The sequence below is a fragment of the Pseudomonas sp. Irchel s3h17 genome, from assembly GCF_900187505.1.
Taxonomy (GTDB): Bacteria; Pseudomonadota; Gammaproteobacteria; order Pseudomonadales; family Pseudomonadaceae; genus Aquipseudomonas.
In genome coordinates, this window is sequence record NZ_FYDL01000019.1 from 65,936 (window position 1) to 82,016 (window position 16,081).

The 16,081-nt window shown below is 61.1% G+C and carries 15 protein-coding genes; 5 read left to right on the forward strand and 10 right to left on the reverse strand.

The genetic code is table 11. The annotated features are described in order from the left end of the window. Positions 1–48: 48 nt before the first annotated feature. The 3 genes from CKW25_RS22980 to CKW25_RS22990 all read right to left on the reverse strand — a co-directional run bounded on the left by CKW25_RS22980 (position 49) and on the right by CKW25_RS22990 (position 2,189). Complete coding sequence (locus tag CKW25_RS22980) at positions 49–933, reverse strand: alpha/beta fold hydrolase (protein WP_095082837.1); 885 nt, start codon at positions 931–933, stop codon at positions 49–51. Positions 934–1,245: 312 nt separating this feature from the next. Then, positions 1,246–1,938 carry a pseudouridine synthase gene (locus tag CKW25_RS22985; protein ID WP_095082839.1) on the reverse strand — a complete coding sequence of 231 codons (693 nt, stop codon included), beginning with the start codon at positions 1,936–1,938 and terminating at the stop codon, positions 1,246–1,248. 32 nt (positions 1,939–1,970) lie between these two features. Beyond that, positions 1,971–2,189, reverse strand: coding sequence for a cysteine-rich CWC family protein (locus CKW25_RS22990; RefSeq protein WP_095082840.1), 219 nt, complete (start codon positions 2,187–2,189; stop codon positions 1,971–1,973). Positions 2,190–2,588: 399 nt separating this feature from the next. Here CKW25_RS22990 and CKW25_RS22995 point away from each other — a divergent pair, with 399 nt between their 5' ends. Beyond that, positions 2,589–3,068, forward strand: coding sequence for a hypothetical protein (locus CKW25_RS22995; protein WP_095082842.1), 480 nt, complete (start codon positions 2,589–2,591; stop codon positions 3,066–3,068). Between the two features lie 53 nt (positions 3,069–3,121). Here CKW25_RS22995 and CKW25_RS23000 read toward each other — a convergent pair whose 3' ends face one another. Then, positions 3,122–4,234 (reverse strand): enoyl-CoA hydratase/isomerase family protein, encoded by a 1,113-nt coding sequence (locus tag CKW25_RS23000; protein WP_095082843.1) that lies wholly within the window; start codon positions 4,232–4,234, stop codon positions 3,122–3,124. A 131-nt stretch (positions 4,235–4,365) separates the two neighbouring features. Here CKW25_RS23000 and ung point away from each other — a divergent pair, with 131 nt between their 5' ends. After that, a complete protein-coding gene (gene ung, locus CKW25_RS23005) occupies positions 4,366–5,058 on the forward strand; it encodes a uracil-DNA glycosylase (RefSeq protein ID WP_095082844.1) in 693 nt (230 codons plus the stop codon). Between the two features lie 130 nt (positions 5,059–5,188). On the opposite strand, the gene CKW25_RS23010 is transcribed toward ung, so the two are convergent. From CKW25_RS23010 to CKW25_RS23030, 5 genes are all read right to left on the reverse strand, one after another. After that, on the reverse strand, positions 5,189–6,226 hold the full coding sequence (locus CKW25_RS23010; protein WP_095082846.1) for an AbrB family transcriptional regulator: 1,038 nt from the start codon (positions 6,224–6,226) through the stop codon (positions 5,189–5,191). Next, the gene (locus CKW25_RS23015) at positions 6,219–7,733 is read right to left on the reverse strand and encodes a tripartite tricarboxylate transporter permease (RefSeq protein WP_095082847.1); all 1,515 of its coding nucleotides are present in this window, start codon (positions 7,731–7,733) and stop codon (positions 6,219–6,221) included. The genes CKW25_RS23010 and CKW25_RS23015 overlap by 8 nt, the downstream gene beginning before the upstream one ends. A 1-nt stretch (position 7,734) precedes the next feature. Beyond that, positions 7,735–8,193, reverse strand: coding sequence for a tripartite tricarboxylate transporter TctB family protein (locus tag CKW25_RS23020; protein ID WP_095082849.1), 459 nt, complete (start codon positions 8,191–8,193; stop codon positions 7,735–7,737). Between the two features lie 61 nt (positions 8,194–8,254). After that, on the reverse strand, positions 8,255–9,244 hold the full coding sequence (locus CKW25_RS23025; protein ID WP_095082851.1) for a tripartite tricarboxylate transporter substrate binding protein: 990 nt from the start codon (positions 9,242–9,244) through the stop codon (positions 8,255–8,257). Between the two features lie 54 nt (positions 9,245–9,298). Beyond that, a complete protein-coding gene (locus CKW25_RS23030; RefSeq protein ID WP_095082853.1) occupies positions 9,299–10,591 on the reverse strand; it encodes an OprD family porin in 1,293 nt (430 codons plus the stop codon). A 236-nt stretch (positions 10,592–10,827) separates the two neighbouring features. Here CKW25_RS23030 and CKW25_RS23035 point away from each other — a divergent pair, with 236 nt between their 5' ends. Together CKW25_RS23035 and CKW25_RS23040 are read left to right on the forward strand one after the other, a co-directional pair. Next, positions 10,828–11,499, forward strand: coding sequence for a response regulator (locus CKW25_RS23035; protein ID WP_095082856.1), 672 nt, complete (start codon positions 10,828–10,830; stop codon positions 11,497–11,499). Next, positions 11,492–12,877 carry a sensor histidine kinase gene (locus tag CKW25_RS23040; protein ID WP_095082858.1) on the forward strand — a complete coding sequence of 462 codons (1,386 nt, stop codon included), beginning with the start codon at positions 11,492–11,494 and terminating at the stop codon, positions 12,875–12,877. The genes CKW25_RS23035 and CKW25_RS23040 overlap by 8 nt, the downstream gene beginning before the upstream one ends. Before the next feature lie 324 nt (positions 12,878–13,201). Here CKW25_RS23040 and CKW25_RS23045 read toward each other — a convergent pair whose 3' ends face one another. Beyond that, the gene (locus CKW25_RS23045) at positions 13,202–13,465 is read right to left on the reverse strand and encodes a DUF2790 domain-containing protein (RefSeq protein ID WP_095082860.1); all 264 of its coding nucleotides are present in this window, start codon (positions 13,463–13,465) and stop codon (positions 13,202–13,204) included. A gap of 475 nt (positions 13,466–13,940) precedes the next feature. Between CKW25_RS23045 and acs the strand changes: the two genes are divergently transcribed. Beyond that, positions 13,941–15,896 carry an acetate--CoA ligase gene (acs, locus tag CKW25_RS23050; RefSeq protein ID WP_095082862.1) on the forward strand — a complete coding sequence of 652 codons (1,956 nt, stop codon included), beginning with the start codon at positions 13,941–13,943 and terminating at the stop codon, positions 15,894–15,896. The last annotated feature ends 185 nt before the right edge of the window (positions 15,897–16,081 follow it).

Genomic DNA, 16,081 nt, shown 5'->3' on the forward strand with positions numbered 1-16,081 from the left:
AGGTAATGAGATTACCTGTGGGGCGAGGTTGCTCGCGAGGACGTTGTTTCAAATGGCCAATGCATGGTGGTCCTGAATGAAGTTGGAACGCGTTCGGCCTTCGTGGTGCGCCGGTTTCAGGAAGCCCAGCAGTGCATGGCGGCTGTCTCGGCAGGCAGCTTTGTGCTCCATGTCGAGAAAGTGCCCGGTGGCCTGGAGAGTACTGAACGTACTGCATTGCACATGATTGGCGAACAGTTGGGCATCGCTGGCGGCGGTGTACTCGTCCCATTCGCCGTTCATGAACAGCACCGGAACATCGATTTGCTTGGCCGCTTTGAGGTAGCACAGCCGGTCGCTGTTGAGGACCTGGCTGATGTGGAAGTGCATCTGCCCGTATTCGTGTTCGGCCAGGTTGCTGACGTGGCGATGGTTGAAGCGCTTGAACAGGGATGGCAGGTGTTTGCCGATGGTGTCATTGACCAGGTGCCCGACACGATCGCGCTCCAGGTTGCCGAGGTAATCGACACCCCGTTCAAGGTAGTCGCGCATCGGCTCGTTGATCACCGGCGAGAACGAACTGACCACGGCTTTCTCGATTCGCCGTGGGCGTTGCGCGAGGGCGAGCAGCGTGGCGGCACCGCCCCACGAAAACGACAGCACATGCTCGGCGGCGAAGTGGTCGATGAGCTCCAGCAGAATCTGCCCTTCGACTTCCTTGGTGAGCATTTTCTCGTGTCGGTTGTGGGCTTTGGACTTGCCCGCGTAGGGTTGGTCATACAGCACCACGTTGAACTGCGGATACAGGTTTTTCACGGTCTGTGCAAACGATGCAGTGGTGGCCATTGAGCCGTTGACCAAGATAATGGTCTTTTCTGCGGCGTCTGCGCGATAGAACTCCGTGTAAACCCGATACTGACCTTGTATATCCAGCACAGCGATTTCTGGCCTCATGTCCTAGGACTCCTGGCAAGCGTGTATATGCGCGCAACTGAGTGTGCACGGGATATATGACAGGTAGGCATACGCCTGAGATTGAGGGCCCATGTCGATCCGGTGAGGCCTGGTCGACGGGTGTTGTTATTGGCGGGCAGTCTGTCGGGGGAGGTGGAGCCTTGAGGCTCTCTGCCGACAAAAAGTTTCTTGGACGTTATAGGTGACTTGCCGGTCACAATTCGGCCGACGGTTTGATTCAAGCAGGGAGAGCGCTATCGCGCAAGTGCCGTTTGTGAATTGTTCGACAAATTTTGCCCGGCGGTCCCGCGATCAGATCAAGGCGATTTCGGCGGCCGTGAGTGGGCGGTATTCGCCCGGTTTTAACCGGCTGTCCAGCACCAACGGACCCATCTGCTCGCGATGCAAGCGCAACACCTTGTTGTCGAAGTGGCCAAACATCCGTTTCACCTGATGATAACGGCCTTCAACGATGCTCAACCTTGCGCAGCGGGACGCCAGCACCACCAACTCGGCAGGCTGGGTGGTCAGGTCTTCGTAGGCAAAGTACAGGCCTTGGGCGAAGGTCTGTGCATAGTCGGGGGTGATCGGCTGCTCGGTCTCGACGTAGTAGAGCTTCGGCAGTTTGGTCTGCGGCTGGGTCAAGCGTCGCGACCAACTGCCGTCATTGGTGATCAGCATCAGTCCGGTGGTGTTGAAGTCCAGGCGCCCGGCGATGTGCAGGTCGTCCTTGTCGGGTTCATGGATCAGGTCGAGGACGGTCGGGTGCTCGGGGTCGCGGGTGGCACTGACGCAGCCCTGGGGTTTGTGCAGCATGAAGTAGCGCGGTGGTTTGCCGGCTTGCAGCACCTCGCCGTCGCACTCGACGCAGCTGAACTCGCGCACTTCGAAATGCGGGTCGCTGACCACCTGCCCGTCGACCTTGACCCGCCGTTCCACCAACAGCAGGCGCACCTGTTTACGGTTGAAGCGGGGCAGGTTGCTGAGAAAACGGTCAACGCGCATGACGGTCGGCAGATCGGGAAAGGGCGCGCATCTTACTCGATAGACGCGCCGGCCGCCTGCAACTGCGCCTCGACCCGGGCACAGCGCGGGCACAGGCACGATTGGTCGCGCAGTCCGGCGGGCAGGGCTAGCAGTACGGCCGGGTCGATCGTCACGCCGTAGCACCAGCAGGCCCGGTCGGCGGTTCGTGGGTCAGCCAGGCTGCAGCCGTTGCGGGCGCCACAGGCCGGGCAAAAGTCAGGTTTATTCATCAATGGAGTGGGTATCTGTGAGCCGGTTCGATTGGGTACGGGGGGCTTGGCCCAGTGCACCCCATGATGGGGGCTTGGGTGCCATCGGGTTGCAGAGTGTAACGGCCCGATAGTCCGGTTGGCAGGGGTTCAGTCGGCGCATTCTAGCGGTACCGTGGACAGGAAACGCGGGTATTTTCGCCCAATCGTCGCCGCTGTTGATCGCCAGCGTTGTGCGGGCTCAATGTGCCAGCAGGCTACGCCGGCATGGGGCGAATGAGTCGACGGATGACATGTATCAACGTGTTGCGGTGGCGCACCAGATTCCGATTTCGATGTCAGATATTGCGTCAGTCAGCTCATTTGACTGTCGCCGACCAGCGTCGCTGGTAGGGCGTTTTCGCGGTCCAGGAGGCCGCCATGTATCGCCGACTTCTTCTGATTGCTTCGATGAGTTTGAGTCTTACTGCGTGCGTTCCTTACTACGATGGAGGTTCCAGCTACTACAGCTCGGAGGTCTATTCTTCGCCGGCACCGGCTTACTATGCGGGTGGACCGAATTACGTTTATCCGCGTAGCTATTACACCTATCCACGCAGCTATTACTCGCAGTCCACGCGGTACTACCCGTCAGTGCGCTATTACCAGGCCGCGCCTCGTTACTACCAGGCGGCTCCCCGTTACTATCAGTCATCGCCCCGCTATTACCAGGCGCCGCGAGCGGTCTATCGGTCCTACCCGAACCGTGGCTGGGACGGCCATCATCAACAGGGATGGAGCAACCAATACGGCAGCCCGCGTCATCGCCAATGGGATAGCGACGGCGGGCATGGCGGGCGTGAACACGGCAGGCATGGCGACCATGATGGTCGGGGCGACAGAGGCGGGCGTAACCGCTGAGCCTTGCAACGCACAAGCGGCGCATTCAGCGCCGCTTGTCTATCCCGGGTACTTCAAACATCCGACAGGTCCGCCAACGGATGTCGACCTTCCCACACCTTGTGAAAATGCGCCTCGATCACGGCATCGGGTATTGCGTTGATGTCCGGCCAATGCCAGTGCGGCTTCTGGTCCTTGTCGATCAGCCGTGCACGAACGCCCTCGCTGAATTCCGGGTGTCGGCAGCAATTGAGGCTCAGGGTGTATTCCATCTGGAATACCTCGGCCAGTGACAGGTGCCGGGCGCGGCGAATCTGCTCCCAGACCAGATGAGCGGTCAGCGGGCAGCCTTCATGCAGCTGTTTCGCCGCACGGGCCAGCAGCACGTCACAGTGATCGCGCAACAGGCTGATCGCCCGCCAGGCGCAGCGGACGTCGCTGACGTCGAGCCACTCATCGATCTGCTGGCGTCGCGGCAGCCATTGTGCTTCGGGCATGTGCCCAAGCGCCTCTTGCTGCAAGGCCTTGAGCAGGCTGTTGAGTTGCATCGGCGTCTGCTCCTGCCAGTTGAGCTGCAGCAGGCCTTCGATCAGTGCTTCCTGTTGATCGTCCAGCAGGAAACGGTCAGCCAGGTCCAGGTCAATGGCATCGCGGCCGTTGAGGTGAGCGCCGGTCAGGCCGAGAAACAGGCCGAGCTTGCCGGGCAGGCGTGACAGGAACCAACTGGCGCCCACGTCCGGATACAGGCCGATACTGATCTCGGGCATCGCCAGGCGGCTGCTGGGGGTGACGATGCGGATGCTGGCACCTTGCAGCAAGCCCAAGCCGCCGCCGAGCACATAGCCATGGCCCCAGCAGATCAGCGGTTTTGGATAGGTGTGCAGGTGAAAGTCCAGTCGATACTCCGCCGCGAAGAATTGAGCGGCCAGCGGTGGCACCTCGCCAGGGTGGGCGCGACAGGCCTCCACCAGGCCGCGCACTTCCCCTCCGGCGCAAAACGCCTTGGCCCCGTTGCCGCGCAGCAGCACGCAAACGATCTGCGGTTCTTTGGCCCAGGCGTCCAGTTGGTCGCTCAAGGCCCTGATCATCGGCAACGAGAGGGCATTGAGGGCGTCTTCGGCATCCAGGCTGGCAATGCCGATGCGCGCGCCGTCCGTGCCGGTGAGTTCTTCGAAGTGCAGGTTCATTTTGACCTCGATGACTGATTTGAAGATTCAGTATGATCGTTGCGTGGGAAAGTGCTGGATCCGTGTCAGATCAATTGACAAGCGCAGTTAGCTTTCCTAGGGTTCGCCCCATTGAAATCTTGGATGTAACCATGACTGCTGACGACCGTATCAAACTCGAACCGGGCTGGAAGGACGCGCTGCGTGCCGAGTTCGACCAGCCCTACATGGCAGAGCTGCGCGAGTTTCTGCGGCAGGAAAACGCTGCCGGCAAAGAGATCTATCCGCCAGGACCGATGATCTTCAATGCCCTCAACTCCACGCCGCTGGACAAGGTCAAAGTCGTCATCCTGGGACAAGACCCGTATCACGGCCCGGGCCAGGCCCATGGCCTGTGCTTCTCGGTGCAGCCGGGCATCCCGACACCGCCTTCGCTGTTGAACATCTATAAAGAGCTCAAGCGCGACCTGAACATCGACATCCCAAGCCACGGCTGCCTGCAAAGCTGGGCCGACCAGGGGGTGCTGATGCTCAATACCACCATGACCGTGGAGCGCGCCACTGCCAACGCCCATGCGGGCAAGGGCTGGCAGCATTTCACCGACAGGATCATCGAACTGGCCAGCGAGCATCAACCGCATCTGGTGTTTTTGCTGTGGGGCGCGCATGCCCAGAGCAAACAGAAACTGATCGACGCCACCAAGCACCTGGTCCTGACCTCGGTGCACCCGTCACCGCTGTCCGCCTATCGCGGCTTTCTCGGTTGCGGGCACTTCAGTCGCACCAACAAGTTTCTTGAGCAGAATGGTGAAACACCGATCGAGTGGCGATTGCCGCCAGTCTGAAACGACGTAAAAAATGATCGTTCCCACGTTCTGCGTGGTAACGCCTCAATGGACGCCCTGCGTCCGCTTCGGAATGTGACGCGGAGCGCCACGGGCTGCATTCCCACGCGGGAGCGTGGGGACGATCAAGTCAGGCCGAATTCGGCTGCCGGTCCCAATGCCTGAACAATGGCTCCGCTAGAAACAGCACGAACAACAACCGCATCACCTGCATCGCCGTCACCAATGGCACCGACAGTTGCAAGGTCTCGGCGGTCAGGCTCATTTCCGCGATGCCGCCGGGCATCATGCCCAGGGTCAGCGAGCGCAGGTCCAGCTGCGTCAGGGCGCTCAGGCCCAACGCGGCCAGTGTCGCGATCAACATGGTCAGTGCCGTGCCGATCAGGGTTCGGCCCATGAATGACGGCGCGCGGCGAAAGAACTGCCGATTGAAGTGACAGCCCAGGCCGCTGCCAATCAACCATTGGCCGATCTGGCTGCCGCCATCGGGCAAGCCGATGTGCAAGTTCGCGCTGATGCTGACCACCGCACTCACCAGCAACGGGCCGAACAGCCAGGGGTTGGGTTGGCGCAAGCGTTGCCAGATCCAGGCGAGCAGGGCACCCGCCGGGAACAATACCGCCAGCCAGCGCCAGTCGACGGTGGCCGGGTGCGTTAACGGCACCCCGTCGCCCAGCAGGTACTTGAAGGCGGCCGGTACGCAGAGCACCACCACCAGCACGCGAAGACTTTGCCCCGCCGCCACGCGACTGAGCACGGCGCCGTTGCGTGCGCCGAGATTGACCATTTCACCGGAACCGCCCGGCATGCTGGAAAAGAACGCGGTGGCGCGATCTTCACCGGTACGCCGTAGTAACCAGACCCCGACCACCGCCGACAGGCTGGTGACCAGGGCGCCAAAAAAGATCAGGCCAAAGTGGCTCATGACCTGCTCCATCACCACCGGGGTGAAGTGCAGGCCAATACCGATGCCGACGATCCACTGGCCGCATTTTCGCCCGCCAGGGATCTCCGCCAATTGCCAGGGGGTCAGGCAGCGAACCAGGATGATCGCCAGTAACGAGCCGACCATCCAGGGCAGTGGCCAGCCGATCTGGCTGGCGAGGTAACCGCCCAGCAGACCGACCAGCGGGGTTCCCCACCAGGAGTTGAAAGACCGATCAGACATCGGCGATGACGCGCCTTGCCATCGAGCGTTTGCGCCAGATGCGCAGCAGCGGCACCAGCAACATGATCGCGGTCAGGATCCAGCACCCGAAGGTAATCGGGCTCGACCAGAGGATCTCCAGCGCACCGTTGGAAATCGACAGCGCACGACGCAGGTTCTGTTCCATCAAGCCGCCGAGGATGAAGCCCAGCAGGATCGGCGACAACGGGAAGTCGAGCTTGCGCAGGATGTAACCGAAGATGCCGATGCCGATCATCAGGAACAGGTCGAAGGTGGTGGCGTGTACGGCATAGACGCCGATCGCGGTGATGATCGCGATCACCGGTACCAGCGCCCAGTTCGGCACGGCCAGGATACGGGTGAAGATACGGATCATCGGGATGTTGAGGATCACCAGCATGAAGTTGGCGATAAACAACGAGGCGATCAGGCCCCAGACGATGTCGGGTTGCTGCTGGAACAACAGCGGGCCAGGGGTGATGTTGTACAGCGACAGCGCACCGATCATCACGGCGGTGGTGCCCGACCCCGGTACACCGAGCGTCAGCATCGGCACCAGCGCACCACAGGCCGCGGCACCGATGGCCGTTTCCGGGGCGGCCAGACCACGCTTGTCGCCCTGGCCGAACTTGCCGTCGGCACCGGCAATGCGTTTCTCGGTCATGTAGGCCACGGCACTGGCCAGCGTTGCGCCGGCACCCGGCAGTACGCCCATGATGAAACCCAGCACACCGCAACGAAGGTTGACCACGAACACCGAGGCCGCTTCCTTGGCGTTGAACATCATCCGGCCGGTGGCCTTCACGGCTTCCTGGCCGTGGTGGGTCTTTTCCAGCAGTAGCAGGATTTCGCTGATGGAGAACAGGCCCAGCACCAGCACCACGAACTGAATGCCGTCGGTGAGGTGGATGTTGTCACCGGTGAAGCGATAGACACCGCTGTTGGCATCGATGCCGACACAGGCCAGGAACAAACCGATCAGGGCGGAGATGAAGGTTTTCAGCGGTCGATCACCAGCCATGCCGCCCAGGCAGACAATCGCGAATACCATCAGCACGAAGTATTCCGCGGGCCCGAAGGCAATCGCCCATTTCGCTAGCAGCGGGGCGAACAGCACCATGCCGCAGATGGCGATGAAGGCGCCGATGAATGAACTCCAGGCCGACAAAGACAGCGCCACCCCGGCCAGACCTTTGCGGGCCATGGGGTAGCCGTCGAGGGTGGTCATGACGGTGGAGGCTTCACCCGGAATGTTCAGCAGGATCGAACTGATCCGGCCTCCGTACTCACAGCCCAGGTACACCGCGGCCAACAGGATCAGGGCCGATTCCGGTGGCAGGCCGAGGGCAAAGGCGATCGGGATCAACAGCGCCACGCCGTTGATCGGACCCAGGCCTGGCAACAGGCCGACCACGGTACCGATCAGGGTGCCGCTCAATGCAGTGACCAGGTTGTACGGCGTCAGTGCGACACCGAAGCCCTGGCCAAGGTAGCTAAGGGTATCCATATCAGTTCTCCAGAACGTCGAGCAGGCCCAATGGCAGTGGTACGTCCATCACGCGGTCGAACAGCAGGTACAGGCCAAGGCTCATCAAACTGATGATCACCAGGCTCGGTAGCCAGCGGCCGCCATAGAGGCGGGCCATCGGTACGCCGATCAGGATGCTGGACACAATGAATCCCAACGGTTCGAAGGTGCCGGCGAACACCACCAGCAGGGCGATGCAGATACCGATCTTGGTCAGGGTTTCGCGATCCAGCGGCGGTTCGTCTTCGCTGTGGATAATGGGGGTCGGGCGAAACGCCATGTACAGCAGGGCGATGCCCATCAGGGCCAGCAACAACAATGGGAAGGCTCTCGGGCCGACGGGTTCATAGGAGAACGCTGCCTGGTACGGCCAGGCCATCATGGTCAGGCCGATGCAAACCACCAACAGCGCCGAGGCAAAAATACGTTGTAAGAGCATGACAAACTCCTGGGCCACACCCCGGATAACACAAGGGCATGGCCACGAGACAGAGAGGCGATTACTGAATCAGGCCGAACTCTTTGGCCAGCATCTTGTAGTCGGCGACCTGTTTCTTCACGTAGGTGTCCAACTCAGGCCCGGTCATGGCGAACGGGAACAGTTCGCGCTGGTCGCGCAGCTTGGCGAAGTCTTCGGAGGCCAGCAGTTTGTCGAAGGCGTCTTTCCACCAGGCGTATTCGGCATCGCTGACTTTTGGCCCCAGGTAGAAGCCGCGAACCACCGGCCAGACGATGTCGTAGCCTTGCTCCTTGGCGGTCGGGATGTCCTTCATTTCCGGCTCGTTCAGACGCTCGTTGGCGAACACGGCCAGCAGGCGCATGTCACCGCTCTGGATGTGTGGCATGGAGTCGGAGATGTCGGTACTGCCGACCTGGATGTGGCCACCGAGCAGGGCGGTGGCGATTTCGCCGCCGCCTTCGAGTGCCACGTAGCGCAGGTCACGCGGGTTGATCCCGGCGGCCTTGGCGATCAAGGCGGTTTGCATCCAGTCCTGGCTGCCGACGGTGCCGCCGGAACCGATCACCACCTTGCTCGGATCTTTCTTCAGCGCCTGAACCAGATCGTCGAGGGTTTTGTAAGGCGAATCGCTTTTCACCGCGATGGCCCCGTAGCTGGTACCGACCGCTGCCAACCAGCGCACGGCGCTTTCATCGAAACGACCGAACTTGCCTTGAGCCAGGTTCAGCAACGAACCGCTGGACCAGGCCACCAGGGTGCCGGCATCGGCTGGCCGCTGGGCGACCACCGCGTTGTAGGCCACTGCACCGACACCGCCGGGCATGTAGGTCACGCGCATCGGCTTGGTCAGCAGTTTCTCGTTTATCAGCGCGCTTTGCGCCAGTTTGCACGTCAGGTCAAAACCACCGCCCGGTGAGGCCGGGGCGATGCATTCGGGACGCTTGGGTTCACTCGATTCGGCAGCGAGCAAGGGGCCGGCGAACAGCAGGCAACTGGTGGCGAGTGCAACGTTACGCAGTGAGAAGTTCATCGATCGTCTCCACAGGAGTTGTTGTTGTGTTGGAGTGGTTGCAGGTTGAGTCCATCACCAAAGGGCAACGCTATAGCTCACCAGCACCCGTACTTCATCAGCGTCGCGGGCAGAGTAGTTCGAGCGATAGGTGGCATTGCGCAGGCGCACGGCAACGTCCTTCAGGGCGCCGCTTTGCACCACATACTTGATCTCGGTGTTGCGCTCCCATTCCTTGCCGGTGTCACCGTTGTTGAGCTTGATGTTGTCACCGCTGATGTAGCGGCTCATGAAGCCCAGACCGGGAATCCCCAGGCTGGCGAAGTCGTAGTCGTAACGGGCTTGCCAGGAGCGTTCTTCGGCACCGGCAAAGTCGTTGATCTGTACGAAGTTGACCAGGTAGGGGTCGGAACCGTCGACGTAGGGGAACGCGCTGTCGCCAGACATGTACTGGTAGCCGGCGCTGATTTTATGCCCGCTCAAGGCATAACTCACCAGGCCGTTGAGGGAGTTGTTGTCGATCTCACCGCCGCGTGCCTGTCCCGAGTCATCGCTGATGGCCAGCCGCAGGTCGGTGCCGAACGTGCCCGGGCCGAACGCTTGCGAGGCGACCAGGCCGAGGAAGTGCTGGTTGTAGATTTCGCCCAGTTGCGCGAAGTGGTAGCTGCCGGTGATCTTGTCGGTGAACTTGTAGTCAACACCACCGAAGTCGAAATGCGTACCCGGTACGGTGCCGGCGAAGCGGCTGTTCTTGTTGTTGAGGGCAATGTCCTCGAAGTCGGTGCTGTCGCGGTCCTTGGCTTTCTCCAGGCGCCCGCCGGTGAAGGTCAGGCTCTTGAACTCCCTGGAACTGAGCATGCCGCCTTCGAAGGTCTGCGGCAGGATGCGCCCGTCGTTGGCCTTGAGGATCGGCAGTTCCGGAATCAGGCTGCCGATCTTCAGCTCGGTGGCGGAGATTTTCATTTTGCCGGTCAGGCCGAGTTTCGAGTACTCGTCAGCGGCACGCCCGTCATCGTGGACCGGCAGCAAACCGGTACCGGTGCGGTCGGGGCTCGAATCGAGCTTGATTCCGAGCATGCCCAGCGCGTCGACACCAAACCCCACGGCGCCATCGGTGTAGCCCGACTCAAGATTGAGCATGAAGCCCTGGGCCCACTCGTCACGTTTGGATTGCTGGGCGCTGGTTCCGCTGCGAAAGTCGCGGTTGAAGTACATGTTGCGGGTTTCCAGGGTCGCACTGCTGTCTTCGAAGAAGGCAGCCTGGCTGACAGGCGCAAAGCCGGCAACGGCGGCGGCACTGGCCAGGGCGGTGGTACCAAGGCGGGAGAAGCGAGCAGGCGTAGAAGCCTGAGGCTGTGTAGACAGCATCGTGAAACACTCCATTTATTGTTCTTATTGGGGCGAAAACGCATCGAGGCGTTTTTCGTTCACTACTCTCAAAAAATACGGCAGTCGAAACTGTCCGTGGCTGGACTCTAACGGGCGAACCTTTCGCTAACCTTTCAGCAGACTTTCACGGTTTTCGGGCTTCACAGCGGCGGATGCGGCTGTAAACTCCGCGCCAAAGAGTGGTGTCGACCATCCCCGGAATGAGGTAAGGATTCATGCGTGTTCTTCTCGTCGAAGACCATCTGCAGTTGGCCGAAAGTGTCGCCCAGGCGCTCAAGAGCACGGGGTTGACGGTGGATGTGCTGCACGACGGGGTGGCTGCTGACCTGGCCTTGAGCAGCGAGGACTATGCGGTGGCGATCCTCGATGTCGGCCTGCCGCGCATGGACGGTTTCGAGGTGCTGGCACGGTTGCGCAGCCGGGGCAAGAACCTGCCGGTGCTGATGCTGACTGCTCGCAGCGACGTCAAGGATCGGGTCCACGGGCTCAACCTGGGGGCCGACGATTACCTGGCCAAGCCGTTCGAACTGACCGAGCTGGAAGCGCGGGTCAAGGCGCTGTTGCGCCGCAGCGTCCTGGGGGGCGAACGCCAGCAACGTTGCGGCGTGCTGGTGTATGACCTGGACACGCGGCGTTTCACCCTGGGCAGTGAGTTATTGACCCTGACCTCGCGCGAACAGGCCGTGCTCGAGGCCTTGATTGCCCGTCCCGGCCGGGTGATGAGCAAGGAACAACTGGCCGCTCAGGTGTTCGGCCTGGATGAAGAGGCCAGCCCCGATGCCATCGAAATCTATGTCCACCGATTGCGTAAAAAACTCGACGGCCATTCGGTGGCCATCGTGACCTTCAGGGGCCTGGGTTACCTGTTGGAAAGCCGCGATGCATAAGCCCAGGAGCCTGCGCTGGGGGTTGCTGTGGAACCTGGCGCTGTTGCTGGTGGTGCTGATGATCGCCAGCGGCTTGAGTGCCTACTGGAACGGTCGCGAAGCGGCCGACACGGCCTATGACCGAACCTTGCTCGCCTCGGCGCGCACCATTGCCGCCGGGCTTTCCCAGCGTGATGGCAGCCTCAGTGCCGATGTGCCTTATGTGGCGCTGGACACGTTTGCCTACGACAGTGCCGGGCGGATTTACTATCAGGTCAACGACATTCACCAGCAGCTGATTTCCGGTTACGAGAACCTGCCCGGACCGCCGCCCGGTACGCCGCGAACCGATGACTACCCGGCGTTGGCACGCTTCTACAACGCCACCTACCTGGGGCAGAACGTGCGCGTGGTGAGCCTGCTCAAGGCGGTGACCGAGCCGAACATGAACGGCATGGCGGAAATCCGCGTGGCGGAAACCGATGAGGCACGGGTCAGCATGGCGCGCAGCCTGATGGCCGACACGTTGCTGCGTCTGGGGATGCTGGCGGGCGGCGCGTTGTTGCTGGTGTGGTTCGCCGTCAGTGCTGCGCTGCGCCCGTTGGAGCGCTTGCGCACGGCGGTGGAGGAGCGCCAGCCCGATGACCTGCGACCGCTGCCGCTGGTGCAAGTGCAGCGCGAGTTGTGGCCATTGGTGCGTGCCTTGAACCATTTCACCGAACGCCTGCGTGTGCAGTTCGAGCGTCAGGCGCAGTTTATCGCCGAGGCGGCCCACGAACTGCGCACACCTTTGGCGGCTCTCAAGGCGCGTCTTGAATTGGGGCTGCGAGCAAACGAGCCGCACACCTGGCGCAGCACGCTGGAGGACGCCGCCCAAGGTACCGATCGCCTGACTCACCTGGCCAATCAGTTGCTGTCGCTGGCGCGGGTCGAGAACGGGGCGCGGGCGATTGCCGAAGGTGGGGCGCAGTTGCTCGACCTGAGTCAACTGGCTCGCGAGTTGGGCATGGCCATGGCGCCGCTGGCCCATGCACGGGGTGTCGCGCTGGCGCTGGAGGCTGACGAGCCGGTATGGCTGCGCGGCGAGCCGACATTGTTGAACGAGTTGCTGAGCAACCTGGTGGATAACGCGCTGGCCCATACCCCGTCGGGCGGTAACGTGATCTTGCGCGTCAGCGCCCCGGCCATTCTTGAGGTCGAGGACGACGGGCCGGGGATTCCGCTGGAAGACCGTGGCCGGGTATTCGAGCGCTTTTACCGACGTAATCAACAGGTCGCCGGGTCGGGGCTTGGCTTGGCGATTGTCGGTGAAATCTGCCGGGCGCACCTGGCGCAAATCAGCCTGCATGACGGGGCGCAGGCCGGCTTGAAGGTTCGGGTCAGTTTCATCGCGGGGTAACGGTTGTGTGCCGGTTACCTGGGCAAGTAAGCAAGCCCGGCCAAGGCCGCGATGCTGTTCATTCAGGAAAAACTTGAGGTGAGTGAGAGTCCCGTGGCGAGGGAGCTTGCTCCCGCTGGGGTGCGAAGCGCCCCCCCCCCCAAAAAAAAAAAACAGTTACTGCGGTCTTTCATAAAAAACTCGGCGACCGCTTTTGGGGCTGCTGGGCAGCCCAGCGGGAGCAAGCTCCCTCGCCACGGGTGTGGATGAGGCAACCCTATCCTTGAGTGAATTGCATTGCGGCCAGGATCCGTCCGTCGAAAGACTTGAAACCCACTTCGCGGATCAGCCGTTAGAGCAACCATTGCCCATTACGCTATAGCGCAAGATATGCCGTTGTCCGCTCGAGTCTTCATATTCCATGCGCGCCGGTACAACTTCGCAGACATTGGGAACTTCACTCATGGAGATAACTTTGGCGATATCCAGGTCCGTGGAGTAAGTGTATTCCTCTACCGGGACCGAATGGCGGGCGACATCAGTCGGGACCTCGTCTGCCATGGCGGTTGCGCACAGACTGCCGAGGGCCAGAACCAATAAAGCTTTCATTTCAGATTTACCTTTCTAAGGTCGAGTGGGGTCACGCAGCCGTTGTGGGGCTGCGTGTGGAACTTGATGGCAGGGTGTTGGATTAACGGCCTTCGTGGGGGCTGTAACGTGGTTAATCACATTGCCTTGTTGGCAGGGCGGATTTTAGGCGCCTGGGTTACGCACATATAGGTGCGCTTTTGATAAAGACTGTTGGCATATTCTGTAACAATCAGAAAAAGTTTCTCGTCAGCGGCGCGGGTGATGTGTGTGCGTAAAAACCGTGCAGCGCGTCGTTGCGTCCGTCGGCAAGCCGGCTACCCCGGGTGCTGACGGTGAAACGGAACTGGCGTCCCAGCCCCGGTTTACAAGGGGTTTGCACATGCCTCGGTGTTTTGTAAGGGGGTTGTTACTACCATCGTCGAATGGTTCTATAAGCCCGCCTCGGGCTACAACCCAGGTCTACAAAAACAACTATTTCACCGAGGTAAGAAAGATGAGTGCGGCTTCTCTGTATCCCGTTCGTCCCGAGGTTGCGGCCAACACGCTGACTGATGAAGCGACCTACAAGGCCATGTACCAGCAGTCGGTCGTCAACCCGGACGGCTTCTGGCGCGAACAAGCCAAGCGCCTCGACTGGATCAAACCTTTCACCACGGTGAAGCAGACCTCTTTCGACGACCACCATGTCGACATCAAGTGGTTCGCCGATGGCACCCTGAACGTTTCCTACAACTGTCTGGACCGTCACCTCGCCGAGCGCGGCGATCAGGTCGCGATTATCTGGGAAGGCGATGATCCTTCCGAGAGTCGCCACATCACTTACCGTGAACTGCACGAGCAAGTCTGCAAGTTTGCCAACGCCCTGCGCGGCCAGGATGTGCATCGCGGCGACGTGGTGACCATCTACATGCCGATGATCCCGGAAGCCGTGGTCGCCATGCTGGCCTGTACCCGGATCGGCGCGATTCACTCGGTGGTGTTCGGTGGTTTCTCGCCCGAAGCCCTGGCGGGTCGCATCATCGACTGCCGGTCCAAGGTGGTCATTACCGCGGACGAAGGCTTGCGTGCCGGCAAGAAAATCCCCCTCAAGGCCAACGTCGACGATGCGCTGACCAATCCGGAAACCAGCAGCATTCAGAAAGTCATCGTGTGCAAGCGCACCGGTGGCGACATCAAGTGGAACCAGCATCGCGACATCTGGTTCGAAGACCTGATGAAAGTGGCGGGCACCGTGTGTGCGCCGAAAGAGATGGGCGCCGAAGAGGCCCTGTTCATCCTCTACACCTCCGGCTCCACCGGCAAGCCCAAGGGCGTGCAGCACACCACCGGTGGCTACCTGCTCTACGCGGCGCTGACCCATGAGCGCGTGTTCGACTACCGTCCAGGTGAAATCTACTGGTGCACCGCCGACGTCGGCTGGGTCACCGGTCACACCTATATCGTCTACGGCCCGCTGGCCAATGGCGCGACCACCTTGCTGTTCGAAGGTGTGCCGAACTACCCGGACATCACCCGGGTGGCGAAGATTGTCGACAAGCACAAGGTCAATATCCTCTACACCGCACCGACCGCCATTCGCGCGATGATGGCCTCGGGCACGGCCGCTTGCGAAGGCGCCGACGGCAGCAGCTTGCGCCTGTTGGGCTCGGTGGGAGAGCCGATCAACCCGCAAGCCTGGGATTGGTACTACAAGAACGTCGGTCAGTCCCGGTGCCCGATCGTCGACACCTGGTGGCAGACCGAAACCGGCGCCACCCTGATGAGCCCGCTGCCAGGGGCGCACGCACTCAAGCCTGGTTCCGCGGCGCGGCCATTCTTTGGCGTGGTGCCGGCACTGGTGGACAACCTGGGCAATATCATCGAAGGGGCCGCCGAGGGTAACCTGGTGATTCTTGATTCGTGGCCGGGCCAGGCGCGTACGCTGTACGGCGACCACGACCGTTTCGTCGATACCTACTTCAAGACGTTCCGCGGCATGTACTTCACCGGTGACGGCGCTCGTCGCGATGAAGATGGCTACTGGTGGATCACCGGTCGCGTGGACGACGTGCTCAACGTCTCTGGCCACCGCATGGGGACCGCCGAGATCGAAAGTGCGATGGTCGCTCACCCTAAGGTCGCCGAAGCGGCGGTGGTCGGTGTGCCGCATGACATCAAGGGGCAGGGCATCTACGTCTACGTCACCCTCAATGGCGGTGAAGAGCCGAATGAGGCGCTGCGCCTGGAACTGAAAAACTGGGTGCGCAAGGAGATCGGTCCGATTGCCTCGCCGGATGTCATCCAGTGGGCGCCGGGCCTGCCGAAAACGCGCTCCGGGAAAATCATGCGCCGTATCCTGCGCAAGATTGCCACCGCCGAGTACGAAGGCCTGGGGGATATCTCCACCCTGGCTGACCCGGGTGTGGTGCAGCACCTGATCGATACCCACAAGACCATGAACGTCGCGTAAGCGCGGTCCCTGAGTCATCGAAGCCCCTCCTGGCATTGCGCCGGGAGGGGCTTTTTTGTGGTTCTTCACGGAATCCCGGGAAAGACAGAAACAAGAACGCCGATTTGATTGATGATGTTCGTGCGAGCAAACACATCTAACAAACCGGCGTTCTTATGCGCGATATTAATACTTTCCTTCCGTTT

Bases quoted from the DNA above. Each gene is read 5' to 3' on its own strand.
- CKW25_RS22980 (WP_095082837.1), bottom strand. From the start codon at position 933: ATGAGGCCAGAAATCGCTGTGCTGGATATACAAGGTCAGTATCGGGTT.
- CKW25_RS23040 (WP_095082858.1), top strand. From the start codon at position 11,492: ATGCATAAGCCCAGGAGCCTGCGCTGGGGGTTGCTGTGGAACCTGGCG.
- CKW25_RS23010 (WP_095082846.1), bottom strand. From the start codon at position 6,226: ATGTCTGATCGGTCTTTCAACTCCTGGTGGGGAACCCCGCTGGTCGGT.
- CKW25_RS23035 (WP_095082856.1), top strand. From the start codon at position 10,828: ATGCGTGTTCTTCTCGTCGAAGACCATCTGCAGTTGGCCGAAAGTGTC.
- CKW25_RS23030 (WP_095082853.1), bottom strand. From the start codon at position 10,591: ATGCTGTCTACACAGCCTCAGGCTTCTACGCCTGCTCGCTTCTCCCGC.
- CKW25_RS23045 (WP_095082860.1), bottom strand. From the start codon at position 13,465: ATGAAAGCTTTATTGGTTCTGGCCCTCGGCAGTCTGTGCGCAACCGCC.
- CKW25_RS23000 (WP_095082843.1), bottom strand. From the start codon at position 4,234: ATGAACCTGCACTTCGAAGAACTCACCGGCACGGACGGCGCGCGCATC.
- acs (WP_095082862.1), top strand. From the start codon at position 13,941: ATGAGTGCGGCTTCTCTGTATCCCGTTCGTCCCGAGGTTGCGGCCAAC.
- CKW25_RS22995 (WP_095082842.1), top strand. From the start codon at position 2,589: ATGTATCGCCGACTTCTTCTGATTGCTTCGATGAGTTTGAGTCTTACT.
- CKW25_RS22985 (WP_095082839.1), bottom strand. From the start codon at position 1,938: ATGCGCGTTGACCGTTTTCTCAGCAACCTGCCCCGCTTCAACCGTAAA.
- CKW25_RS23015 (WP_095082847.1), bottom strand. From the start codon at position 7,733: ATGGATACCCTTAGCTACCTTGGCCAGGGCTTCGGTGTCGCACTGACG.
- CKW25_RS23020 (WP_095082849.1), bottom strand. From the start codon at position 8,193: ATGCTCTTACAACGTATTTTTGCCTCGGCGCTGTTGGTGGTTTGCATC.
- CKW25_RS22990 (WP_095082840.1), bottom strand. From the start codon at position 2,189: ATGAATAAACCTGACTTTTGCCCGGCCTGTGGCGCCCGCAACGGCTGC.
- ung (WP_095082844.1), top strand. From the start codon at position 4,366: ATGACTGCTGACGACCGTATCAAACTCGAACCGGGCTGGAAGGACGCG.
- CKW25_RS23025 (WP_095082851.1), bottom strand. From the start codon at position 9,244: ATGAACTTCTCACTGCGTAACGTTGCACTCGCCACCAGTTGCCTGCTG.